Genomic DNA, 11,963 nt, shown 5'->3' with positions numbered 1-11,963 from the left:
ATCTCAACGATACGGCGGAGCGTACGCGATCCCCCCGCGTGGGCGCGAGGTCGCAGCGGCCGGTCTCGACGATCCGCCAGAAGGCGGCGGCATCCTCGGCGGTCGGCGCCTCCTGCGCGAACACGGCATGGGCGGCTCCCCGGGCGAGGCGTCCGGCCAGGGACGGTCCGAGCGCTTCGGCCACCTCGACGCGGGTCGCTCCGGAGAGGGGGCGGGAACGGCCCGATGGGTACGAGCGCAAGACCGCTCCGGCGCTCCCGCGTCGCGGCGCGGGCCGCAGCACCTGCTACGGCTCGGATAGGCCCGGGTCGGCGCGGGGGTCGAAGGGCGCGTCGAGCGACCGGGTCAGCTCCTCGAGCATCGCGGCGACCTGGGGCTCGACGTGCTGCGCGATCGCCGCCTGGATGCGCAGGCGGTGATGCAGCAGCACGGTGCACACCTCACGGCCGATCATGTTGGCGTAGTCGTCGGCGAGCCCGACCTCTTGCCGCAGGGCTGCTTTCGCGGCCTCGCTGAGCGGGGGCAGGGCGGGCACGACGGCATCGGCCTCGTCGGCGAGCCCCCCGATCGTGAACAGGAACGGTGAGCCGGGATCGGGATCGGGGTCCAGCGGCAGTCCGTCGAACTCGGGGTCGAGCCCTTCCGAGGGCCGGTAGCTGCGGGCGCGGTTGCGTTCAGCCTGCTGGTCGAGCTCGGCCTGGAGCATCGGCAGGTTCTGCTCGGTGTAGTCGGCGACGGCATGGTCGACGATCGTCTTGATGCGGGTGGACAGTCCGTGCTGGACGCCGTGCGGAACATCCGACCCGAGGCCGGCCGCCGACAGCACGGGCGAGCCGATGCAGCGGCGGCAGGGCGCGACGCGTCCGCGGTGCGTGGCCGGCGCCCACCGCGGCAGCCATCGCAGCCAGGCATCGACTGCCTGGCTGACCTGGGTCTCGATCGACCGCTCCACGGGACCATTGTCGCGGCTGGGCAGGCCAAGCGGCGGGATTTGCCTCTCCGCCGCGCGGCGCCGGCGCCGAGGGCGGCTCCCGTCGCCCTCGTGGCATCCCCGGGCATCCACCCGTCGCGCCGTCGGAATCGACTCGCGCTGCTGTTCTTTCGTGCGCACGAGCGGATTTCCGCAGCGCGAGGCGGGCCTCCGCGATGGTCAGTCCTCGTCTCCCTCCCACGGCCAGCGCGGGCGGCCCGTGCGCGTCCGCACGAGCGCGACGGCGGCCCAGCCGCAGACGAGCGCGGCGGATGCCAGGACGACCGCGAACCAGGACGTCGCGAAGCTCCCGGCGGCAGCGATGGTGCGGACGAGGTCCGCTCCCGCGAGCACACCACCGACGAGGACGCCGACGAGGAAACCGAGGAAGGCGGCCACGACGATGAGTGCGACGCCACGGTAGCGGGGCGCGGCCCGGTGCACCACCGACCATGTCGAGGCCGCGAAGGCGGCGGACGCGCACCCCACCCCCAGGACGCCCGGCAGGGGCCCGAGCCCCGCGACGGACAGCGCCTCGGCATCCGAGAGCAGGCTCAGCATGCCGAACCCGGCGATCAGCAACGCGAAGAAGCCGACGAGCGTGAACGCCACCGCGACCGGCGCCGAGACGGCCCCGCGCGGTTCGGACATCGTGAGCGCGTCCTCGCCGCTCAGCTCTGGTGCAGGCGCGGCCCCGCCTCGAGAGTCCGCTCGTACTCGCGCTGCGCCTCACGGTTCAGCTCGGCGACGCGCTTACCGCGGGCGGCGACCCACGCGCCGAACCACACCGTCAGCTCGCGTCCGAGCACGAATGCGACGATCGCGAGCGGGGAGAGAAGCTGCCCGCGCGCGAGATCCGCGCCTTCACGTGCCGTGAGCTCCCAGAACGGGGCCTGGAACAGCTGGCCGAGGATGTGACCGCCGTAGGCCGCGACCCCCACGAAGATGCCGAAGATCACCCAGTGACCCCAGCGGCCGCGGTTGATGATCGCACCCAGCAGCCAGAACGCGATGTAGAAGACGACGACCGGCACCCAGAACCACCAGGTGCTCAGCGCCGCGAGTGCCTCGGTGCCCAGGTTGGCCCCGGTCACGTCGCCGTCGAAGGCGCGCAGACCGAGGGCCGCGGCCAGGTACAGCACGGCGAACGACACGGCGGCCAGCAGGCCGATGAGGGCGGCCGCGCCACGGTTGCCGCGGGGGCGCGGCGCCTCGGGAGCCTGGACGAAGATCGGCTGCGGTGCGGGTGCGGGAGCGGCCAGGTCGGGGGCGACGATCGCGGGCGCCACGACCTCGGTCGGGGCGACATCGGACGCGGCCGGAGCCACGACGGCGGTCGGCGCCACGACGGTGTCGGCGTCGTCGCTCGAGTACGCACCGGGCACGTAGGTCTCGTCGACCGGATCGTCGGCGTACAGGCTACCCGCGGGCGCGGGCGCAGACAGCTCGTCGACGACAGGCTCCACCGGGGCATCCACCGCGGGCTCGGCGACCGTCGTCTCGTCGGGCACGACGTCGCGCGTCGCGGCCTCGGCGTCGGCCAGTCCTTCACGAGCGCTCGCCACGGCCTCGGCGGCTGACGTCGCGTCGCGCGGTGCGGACGTGTCCTCGACCGGCTCTCCGTACTTGTGATCGCTCATGGCGTGTGCTCCTCACGCGGGGCGCGTGCCGCCGCACAGTGAGCGTAACGCCGACCCCCGCGCACAGCGGGAAGGCGGCCCGCCGTGTCCGCGCATGCCCGACGCGCCATCCGTCCGCCCCGATCCGCGCCCCCGTGCGCCGTGTCGGCGTAGGGCCCGACGCTGCGATGCCTATCGTGGACGCATGCGCCGCCCTCTCCGCTCCACCGCGATCGCCGTCGTGGGCGCCGCTGTGCTGCTCATCGCCACCGGATGCGCGGGTTCGCCCGCGCCGGCGCCCTCCGACGGTTCCTCGGGTGATTCACAGCGTGCCTCGATCGCCGCTGCGCCGTCGCCGGCGATGACGCTCGCGCCGTTCCCGATGGGGGCGGCGACATCGACCACCGCCCTGCCTGCGGATCTGCCGCAGGGCTGCCGCGACATCCTCGACACGGCCGTGCTCGCACAGCTCGACGGCGTCCCGCTCAACGCCGACGGCATGGGCGGGGGCATCCGCGCCGACAGCTCGCGGGTGTGCGTGTGGGGCGACCCGGGCGCGATCGGCACCCGACTCGTCACCGTGATCGGCTACTCGCCCGACCGCGCAGCACGGGATGCCCTCTACGCTCTCGGCGCCGACGGTTACACCTGCTGGGAGCCCGACGGCGGGGTTCGGTGCGAGAAGACCTGGCAGGATGCCGCGCTGCCGATCCCTCAGGGGCGCACCGTCTTCTACCGTGACGGGGTCGTCGTCGACACGCAGTACTCGAACCTCTCCCCCGCCGGCTACACCGACGCCGTCATCGACGCGCTGTGGCCCGCGCCCGGGACGCCGCCGCGCTTCGCGACCTCGGTCAAGACCGCGACGCCGCGTCCGTCCTCATCGCCGACGCCGTGATCGGAGCCGCCGGCGCTCCCCACGGGCGGTACACGAGCGGTCCCCCCGGGAGCAGACTTCTCCAGACGCGAGGGCGGCGGCCTTCGCAGTGCGCGCCGCGTCAGTGGCCCCAGACGCGGGCGGCCGTGCGCCCGGCGTAGCCGCTCGGATGCCATCCGCGCTCGCTCGTGGACAGCCACAGTCCGCCTCCGGCCTCGATCGTCTCGACGAGATCACCCTCGGTGCGGGTGCAGCGGGCACGCTCGCCCTGCGCCGTGCAGGTGAAGCCGGCGTGCGGAAGCGCGGATGCGGCAAGCGCTCCGGCATCCGTCGGCACGACCGCGAGCGTCGTCGAGATGGTGCCCTGATCGGATCGCCAGCCGCACGTGAGGGTCACACGTGGCTGGAGCGCCGCGACGAGGGCCGTCGCCGTCGTCTCGGGCGCGTCGATGGATCGGGTCAGCTGCGATCCCTCGGCGACGTCCAGGTCGGCCTGGAGAGCCTCGTCGTAGAGCTGATCGCACGTCGTGGGCGGCGCGGCACCGGCCGCGGACGCCGACCCGGAAGGGCGCGGCGTGGCATCCGTGGCGACGACGCTCGACGATGCGATCGGAGCACCGGCCGCACCTCCGAGCCACGAGACCGACACGGGCAGCATCGGCAGGGCGATCACCGCGAGCGCACCGACGGCCGCCGCACAGCCGACACCGATGACCCACGCGACCACCGCGTTTCGCCCTCCGACCCGTGCCACGCCCCCAGGCTAACGCCCCTCCGCCCGCTTCCCGCTCGCGTGGACAGCGGGGCGAAAAGGGAGAGGGCCCCGGGCGGATGCCCGGGGCCCTCTCCGATGTACGGACGATCGGCTCAGTTGTCCTCGCGACTACGTCGCTCGACAACTTCGATCGGCTCGGTCGAACGAGCGAGCTCGTTCTCCTCTCGCCTCACTCAGTTGTAGGTGCCCGGCGTGAAGTCGTCCGTCGTGAAGCTGTCGAAATCGACGTAGCTCAGGTCGGCGTCGCTGTACGCACCGTCCGAGGCGAAGATGCGGTTGGGGTACCGCTCGCTCTTGGCCTCCTCCGTCGCCTCGACCGTGACGTTGCGGTACTTCGTGAGTCCGGTTCCGGCAGGGATGAGCTTTCCGATGATGACGTTCTCCTTGAGGCCGACGAGCGGGTCGCTCTTGCCCTCCATGGCCGCCTGCGTCAGGACGCGGGTGGTCTCCTGGAACGACGCGGCCGACAGCCACGACTCGGTCGCGAGCGACGCCTTCGTGATACCCATCAGCTCCGGACGGCCCGACGCGGGGCGCTTGCCCTCGGCCACGGCCTCGCGGTTGATCTGCTGGTAGCGCTTGAAGTCGACGAGCTCACCCGGCAGCAGCGTCGTGTCGGCGTGGTCGACCACGGTGACCTTCCGCAGCATCTGACGGACGATGACCTCGATGTGCTTGTCGTGGATCGGCACACCCTGCGAGCGGTAGACGCCCTGGACGCCGCCCACGAGGTACTTCTGCACCTCGCGCGCACCCATGACACGCATGACCTCCTTGGGGTCGAGCGTGCCCACCAGGATCGGCTGACCGACCGTGACGTGCTGGCCGTCCTCGACCAGCAGCGTCGCGCGCTTCAGGACCGGGTAGACGTGCGGCTCGTCGCCCGAGTCGGGCGTCAGGATGACCTTCTTGGCCTTGTCGGTCTCGTCGATCGTGATGCGGCCGTCGGCCTCGGCGATCGGCGACGCACCCTTGGGGGTACGGGCCTCGAACAGCTCCTGCACGCGGGGCAGACCCTGCGTGATGTCGTCGGCCGACGCGGAACCACCGGTGTGGAAGGTACGCATCGTCAGCTGGGTGCCGGGCTCACCGATCGACTGGGCGGCGATGATGCCGACCGCCTCGCCGATGTCGACGAGCTTGCCGGTCGCGAGCGAACGGCCGTAGCACTTCGCGCAGACGCCGACCGCCGAGTCGCAGGTGAGGACCGAGCGGACCTTGATGGTCTCGACACCGGCATCCACCAGCTTGTCGATGAGCACGTCGCCCACGTCGTCACCGGCCTCCGCCACGACCTCGCCCGAGGGGGCGACGACGGCGGCGGCGAGGGTACGGGCGAACACCGAGTTCTCGACGTTCGCGTCGCGCACCAGCGTGCCGGAGGCATCCGGAGCGGCGATCGTGAACTCGAGGCCCTTGGCGGTGCCGCAGTCGTCTTCACGGATGATGACGTCCTGGGAGACGTCGACGAGTCGACGCGTCAGGTAGCCCGAGTCGGCGGTACGGAGGGCCGTGTCGGCCAGCCCCTTGCGGGCACCGTGCGTCGCGGTGAAGTACTCCGCGACCGACAGCCCCTCGCGGTACGAGGAGATGATCGGACGGGGCATGATCTCACCCTTGGTGTTGTTCACCAGGCCTCGGATACCCGCGATGTTACGGATCTGCAGCCAGTTACCACGGGCACCGGAGGACACCATGCGGTTGATGGTGTTGTCGGCGGGGAAGTTGGCCTTCATGGCCGCCTGGACCTCGTCGGTCGCCTCGGTCCAGATCTTGATCTGCTCCTGACGACGCTCGGCGTCGGTCACGAGACCCTTCTCGAACTGGCCCTGGACCTTCTGCGCCTGCTTCTCGAACTTGGCGATGATCTCGCCCTTGTTCGGCGGCGTGAGCACGTCGCTGAGCGCGACGGTCACACCCGAGCGGGTGGCCCAGTAGAAGCCGGCGTCCTTGATGCGGTCCAGCGACGCGGCGACCTCGACCTTGGGGTACTCCTCGGCGAGCTTGTTGACGATCTGCGACAGCTTGCCCTTGTCGGCCTGCTCGCGCACGAACGGGTAGCCCTTGGGGAGGGTGTCGTTGAAGATCGCCTGGCCGAGCGAGGCATCCACGAGGCCGTGGCGCTCGTATCCCTCGGGGGCTTCGCCCTCGAGGAAGGACAGACCGGGGATGCGGATGCGGACCTTGGCCTGCAGGTCGAGGGTGCCCTCGTCCTTCGCCAGGATCGCCTCGCCGACCGAGCCGAACACGCGACCCTCGCCGGAGGCACCTTCGATGACCGTGGTCAGGTGGTGCAGGCCGATGATCATGTCCTGCGAGGGCAGGGTCACCGGGCGACCGTCCGACGGCTTCAGGATGTTGTTCGAGGCGAGCATCAGCACGCGGGCCTCGGCCTGAGCCTCGACCGACAGCGGCAGGTGCACGGCCATCTGGTCACCGTCGAAGTCGGCGTTGAACGCCGCACACACGAGCGGGTGGAGCTGGATGGCCTTGCCCTCGACGAGCTGCGGCTCGAAGGCCTGGATGCCGAGACGGTGCAGCGTCGGTGCACGGTTCAGCAGCACGGGGCGCTCGCGGATGATCTCCTCGAGCACGTCCCAGACCTCGGGGCGCGTACGCTCGACGGCGCGCTTGGCGGCCTTGATGTTCTGCGAGTGACCGAGGTCGATCAGACGCTTGATCACGAACGGCTTGAACAGCTCGAGCGCCATCTGCTTGGGGAGGCCGCACTGGTGGAGCTTGAGCTGCGGACCGACGATGATCACCGAACGGCCCGAGTAGTCCACGCGCTTGCCGAGCAGGTTCTGGCGGAAGCGCCCCTGCTTGCCCTTGAGCATGTCGGACAGCGACTTCAGGGCACGGTTGCCCGTACCGGTGACGGGGCGACCGCGGCGGCCGTTGTCGAACAGCGCGTCGACCGCCTCCTGCAGCATCCGCTTCTCGTTGTTCACGATGATCTCGGGGGCACCGAGATCGATCAGGCGACGCAGGCGGTTGTTGCGGTTGATCACGCGACGGTAGAGGTCGTTCAGATCGGAGGTCGCGAAGCGGCCACCGTCGAGCTGGACCATCGGACGCAGCTCCGGCGGGATCACCGGAACGACGTCGAGGACCATGGATGCCGGGGACATGCCGGTCTGCAGGAACGAGTTGACGACCTTCAGGCGCTTGATCGCACGGATCTTGCGCTGGCCCTTGCCCTCGGAGATCTGCAGGTGCAGGTTCTCCGACTCGGTCGCCAGGTCGAACGCCTGCAGGCGACGCTGGATCGACTCGGCACCCATGTAGGCCTCGAAGTACTGGCCGAAGCGGTCCTGCAGCTCGTGGAAGACGTCGTCCTCCTGCTTGAGCTGACCGACGGACAGTCCGCGGAACTCGTCCCACATGCGCTCGAGCTTGGCGACCTGGTCGTCCGCGTTCTTGCGGATCGAGGCCATCTCCTTCTCGGCGAGGTCCTTGACCTTCTTCTTCTGGTCGGCCTTCGCGCCCTCGTTCTCGAGGACGGCGAGCTCTTCCTCCAGCTTGGCCAGACGCGCGGCGACGCGGGCGTCGCGGCGGTCGCCGAGGTTCTTGATCTCGAGGCGCAGGTTGGCCTCGTGCGTGGGCATGTCGCGGTGACGGGCATCCTCGTCGACCGAGATCACCATGTACGCGGCGAAGTAGATGACCTTCTCGAGGTCCTTCGGCGCCATGTCGAGCAGGTAGCCGAGGCGCGAGGGCACGCCCTTGAAGTACCAGATGTGGGTGACGGGGGCGGCGAGCTCGATGTGGCCCATGCGCTCACGACGGACCGAGGACTTGGTGACCTCGACGCCGCAGCGCTCGCAGACGATGCCCTTGAAGCGGACGCGCTTGTACTTGCCGCAGGCGCACTCCCAGTCGCGCGAGGGGCCGAAGATCTGCTCGCCGAACAGACCGTCCTTCTCGGGCTTCAGGGTGCGGTAGTTGATGGTTTCGGGCTTCTTGACCTCGCCGAAGGACCAACGACGGATGTCGTCGGCGGTGGCGAGACCGATGCGAAGCTGATCGAAAGTGGTGGACTCGAGCACTGGTTCTCCTGTGTCTCAGAAAGTTCGTGAAATCGGTGGTTCGGCGGCTCGGGGAATCGGTCCCCGAGCTTGCCGAAGGGTCAGATCTCGTCGATGGACGAGGACTCGAACCGCGCGGAGATGTTGATGCCGAGCTCTTCCGCTGCACGGAAGGCCTCGTCGTCGGTGTCGCGGAGGTTGACCGCCGTGCCGTCGGCCGAGAGGACCTCGACGTTCAGGCAGAGCGACTGCATCTCCTTCATGAGCACCTTGAACGACTCGGGGATGCCGGGCTCCTGGATGTTCTCGCCCTTGACGATCGCCTCGTAGACCTTCACGCGGCCGACGATGTCGTCGGACTTGATCGTGAGGAGCTCCTGGAGCGCGTATGCGGCACCGTAGGCCTCGAGGGCCCACACCTCCATCTCACCGAAGCGCTGGCCACCGAACTGCGCCTTACCACCGAGCGGCTGCTGGGTGATCATCGAGTAGGGGCCCGTCGAGCGCGCGTGGATCTTGTCGTCGACCAGGTGGTGCAGCTTCAGGATGTACATGTAGCCGACCGAGATGGGCGCCGGGAACGGCTCGCCCGAGCGGCCGTCGAACAGCTGGGTCTTGCCCGAGCTGTCGATCAGGCGCTCGCCGTCGCGGTTCGGCAGCGTCGAGTCGAGCAGCCCCGCGATCTCTGCCTCGTATGCACCGTCGAACACCGGGGTGGCGACCTTCGTGCCGGGGGCGGCCTCACGGGCGGCCTCGGGCAGCTTGGCGGCCCACTCGGGGGTGCCCTCGACCTTCCAGCCCTGCTTCGCGATCCACCCGAGGTGGGTCTCGAGGACCTGGCCGAAGTTCATGCGGCCGGGGATGCCGAGCGGGTTGAGCACGACGTCGACCGGCGTGCCGTCCGCGAGGAACGGCATGTCCTCGACGGGGAGGATCTTCGCGATGACGCCCTTGTTGCCGTGACGGCCGGCGAGCTTGTCACCCTCGGTGATCTTGCGCTTCTGGGCGATGTAGACCACGACGCGGCGGTTGACGCCCGAGCCGAGCTCGTCATCGCCGTCTTCGGCGTTGAACTCCTTGACGGCGATGATCGTGCCCTGCTCGCCGTGGGGAACCTTCAGCGACGTGTCGCGGACCTCGCGGCTCTTCTCGTTGAAGATCGCGCGGAGCAGACGCTCCTCGGCCGACAGCTCGGTCTCACCCTTCGGCGTGACCTTGCCCACGAGGATGTCACCGGGACGCACCTCGGCGCCGATGCGGACGATGCCGCGCTCGTCGAGGTCCTTCAGGAGGTCGGGGCTGACGTTGGGGAGGTCACGGGTGATCTCCTCCTTGCCGAGCTTGGTGTCACGGGCATCCACCTCGTACTCCTCGATGTGGATCGAGGAGAGCGTGTCGTTCTTGACGAGGTCCTGGCTGAGGATGATGGCGTCCTCGAAGTTGTGACCTTCCCACGTCATGAACGCGACGAGCAGGTTCTTGCCGATCGCGAGCTCGCCGTTCTCGGTGGCGGGGCCGTCGGCGATGACCTCGCCGACCTCGACCCGCTCGCCCGCCGAGACGATGACGCGCTGGTTGTAGGAGTTGCCCTGGTTGGAGCGGTCGAACTTGCGCAGGAAGTAGTCCTTCGTGCCGCCCTCGTCCAGCTGCACGGTCACGACGTCGGCCGAGACCTCCATGACCACACCGGCCTTGTCGGCGGTGACGACGTCACCGGCGTCGATGGCGGCGTAGCCCTCCATACCGGTGCCGACGAACGGCGAGTCGCTGCGCAGCAGCGGCACGGCCTGGCGCTGCATGTTCGCACCCATGAGGGCGCGGTTCGCGTCGTCGTGCTCGAGGAAGGGGATGAGCGAGGTACCCACCGACACCATCTGGCGCGGCGAGACGTCCATGTAGCCGATCTCGTCGACCGGGAACAGGTCGACCTCGCCGCCCTGGCCGCGACGGGCCAGAACGCGCTCGCTGGCGAACGTGCCGTCCGCGGTCAGCTCGGCACCGGCCTGCGCGACGATGTAGTCGACCTCTTCGGACGCGGTGAGGTAGTCGATGCGGTCGGTGACCTTGCCGTCGGTGACCTTGCGGTACGGCGTCTCGATGAAGCCGAACGCGTTGATGCGCGCGAAGGATGCCAGCGAGCCGATCAGACCGATGTTCGGGCCTTCGGGGGTCTCGATGGGGCACATGCGGCCGTAGTGCGAGGGGTGGACGTCACGGACCTCGACGCCCGCGCGCTCACGCGACAGACCGCCGGGGCCGAGCGCCGACAGGCGGCGCTTATGGGTCAGACCCGCGAGCGGGTTGTTCTGGTCCATGAACTGCGACAGCTGCGACGTGCCGAAGAACTCCTTGATCGCGGCCACCACGGGGCGCACGTTGATCAGGGTCTGCGGCGTGATCGCCTCGATGTCCTGCGTGGTCATGCGCTCGCGGACGACGCGCTCCATGCGCGACAGACCCGTGCGGACCTGGTTCTGGATGAGCTCGCCGACGGCGCGGATGCGACGGTTGCCGAAGTTGTCGATGTCGTCGACGTCGAGACGAATCTCGGCGGCCTCGCCGTTACGGATGCCGGGGATCGACTCGTCGCCGCGGTGCAGCGCGACGAGGTACTTGATCGTGGCGACGATGTCGTCGACCGTCAGCACCGAGTCGCTCAGCGGCTTGTCCAGGCCCAGCTTCTGGTTGATCTTGTAGCGACCGACCTTGGCCAGGTCGTAGCGCTTGGAGTTGAAGTAGAAGTTGTCCAGCAGCGCGCGGGCGGCCTCGGCGGCGACCTGCTCGCCCGGACGGAGCTTGCGGTAGATGTCGCGGAGCGCGTCCTCCTTGGTGAGGATCGTGTCCTTGGAGAGCGTGTCGGCGATCGACTCGTAGCCGGCGAACTCGTTCAGGATGTCTTCGCTGGACAGACCCAGGGCCTTGAGGAAGACCGTGACCGACTGCTTGCGCTTGCGGTCGATGCGCACGCCCACCTGGTCGCGCTTGTCGATCTCGAACTCGAGCCAGGCGCCGCGGCTGGGGATGACGCGCGCCGAGACGATGTCCTTGTCGCTCGTCTTGTCGGGCGTCTTGTCGAAGTAGACGCCGGGCGAGCGGACGAGCTGCGAGACGACGACGCGCTCGGTGCCGTTGATGATGAACGTGCCCTTGCCGGTCTGCAGGGGGAAGTCACCCATGAAGACCGTCTGGGTCTTGATCTCACCCGTGAGGTGGTTCATGAACTCGGCCTCGACGTACAGCGGGGCGGCGTAGGTCTTGCCGCGCTCCTTGCACTCTTCGATCGAGTACTTCTCGGGCTCGAGGTAGGGGTTCGTGAAGCTCAGCTGCATCGTCTCGCCGAGGTCTTCGATCGGGGAGATCTCCTCGAAGATCTCCTCGAGGCCGCTGGTCTCGGGCACGTCGGTGCGGCCGGCGGCCTTCGCCTCGGCGACACGGGCCTTCCAGGCGTCGTTCGCGACGAGCCAGTCGAAGGACTCCGTCTGCAGCGCGAGAAGGTCGGGGACCGTCAGCGTGTCGGAGATCTTGGCGAACGAGAGACGCGATGCGCCTCGGCCGTTCTTGGGGGTGGTGGTGGAAGATGTTGCGTTGCTCGCAGCAGCCAAGGGGATTACCTCCGTGAGCCCGGGCGGGGGCGGGTTTCCTTGTCGTCAGGTGAAACGCTCCGTCCCCACGTCTGCCACGCGCCGCCGGAGCG

7 protein-coding genes are annotated in these 11,963 nt (G+C 69.2%); 1 reads left to right on the top strand and 6 read right to left on the bottom strand.

The features are described 5' to 3' along the window. Positions 1-286: 286 nt before the first annotated feature. From JOE64_RS02380 to JOE64_RS02370, 3 genes are all read right to left on the bottom strand, one after another. A complete protein-coding gene (locus JOE64_RS02380; protein WP_204962783.1) occupies positions 287-952 on the bottom strand; it encodes a spermidine/putrescine ABC transporter substrate-binding protein in 666 nt (221 codons plus the stop codon). A 198-nt stretch (positions 953-1,150) separates the two neighbouring features. Further along, positions 1,151-1,621: a DUF6121 family protein gene (locus JOE64_RS02375; RefSeq protein WP_204962782.1), complete on the bottom strand. Its 471-nt coding sequence runs from the start codon at positions 1,619-1,621 to the stop codon at positions 1,151-1,153. A gap of 20 nt (positions 1,622-1,641) precedes the next feature. After that, positions 1,642-2,610 (bottom strand): ABC transporter, encoded by a 969-nt coding sequence (locus tag JOE64_RS02370; RefSeq protein ID WP_204962781.1) that lies wholly within the window; start codon positions 2,608-2,610, stop codon positions 1,642-1,644. Between the two features lie 184 nt (positions 2,611-2,794). On the opposite strand from JOE64_RS02370, the gene JOE64_RS02365 reads away from it, so the two are divergent. Then, complete coding sequence (locus JOE64_RS02365; RefSeq protein ID WP_204962780.1) at positions 2,795-3,487, top strand: hypothetical protein; 693 nt, start codon at positions 2,795-2,797, stop codon at positions 3,485-3,487. Positions 3,488-3,587: 100 nt separating this feature from the next. Here JOE64_RS02365 and JOE64_RS02360 read toward each other — a convergent pair whose 3' ends face one another. From JOE64_RS02360 to rpoB, 3 genes are all read right to left on the bottom strand, one after another. After that, positions 3,588-4,220, bottom strand: coding sequence for a hypothetical protein (locus tag JOE64_RS02360; RefSeq protein WP_204962779.1), 633 nt, complete (start codon positions 4,218-4,220; stop codon positions 3,588-3,590). A gap of 194 nt (positions 4,221-4,414) precedes the next feature. After that, complete coding sequence (gene rpoC / locus JOE64_RS02355; RefSeq protein ID WP_204962778.1) at positions 4,415-8,290, bottom strand: DNA-directed RNA polymerase subunit beta'; 3,876 nt, start codon at positions 8,288-8,290, stop codon at positions 4,415-4,417. 80 nt (positions 8,291-8,370) lie between these two features. Continuing rightward, positions 8,371-11,871 carry a DNA-directed RNA polymerase subunit beta gene (gene rpoB / locus JOE64_RS02350; RefSeq protein WP_204962777.1) on the bottom strand — a complete coding sequence of 1,167 codons (3,501 nt, stop codon included), beginning with the start codon at positions 11,869-11,871 and terminating at the stop codon, positions 8,371-8,373. Positions 11,872-11,963: the final 92 nt, after the last annotated feature.

Source organism: Microbacterium dextranolyticum, from assembly GCF_016907295.1.
GTDB classification, from domain to species: Bacteria; Actinomycetota; Actinomycetes; order Actinomycetales; family Microbacteriaceae; genus Microbacterium; species Microbacterium dextranolyticum.
The sequence above is the reverse complement of the archived record's forward strand: the minus strand, read 5'-3'. Positions and strand labels throughout refer to the sequence as shown.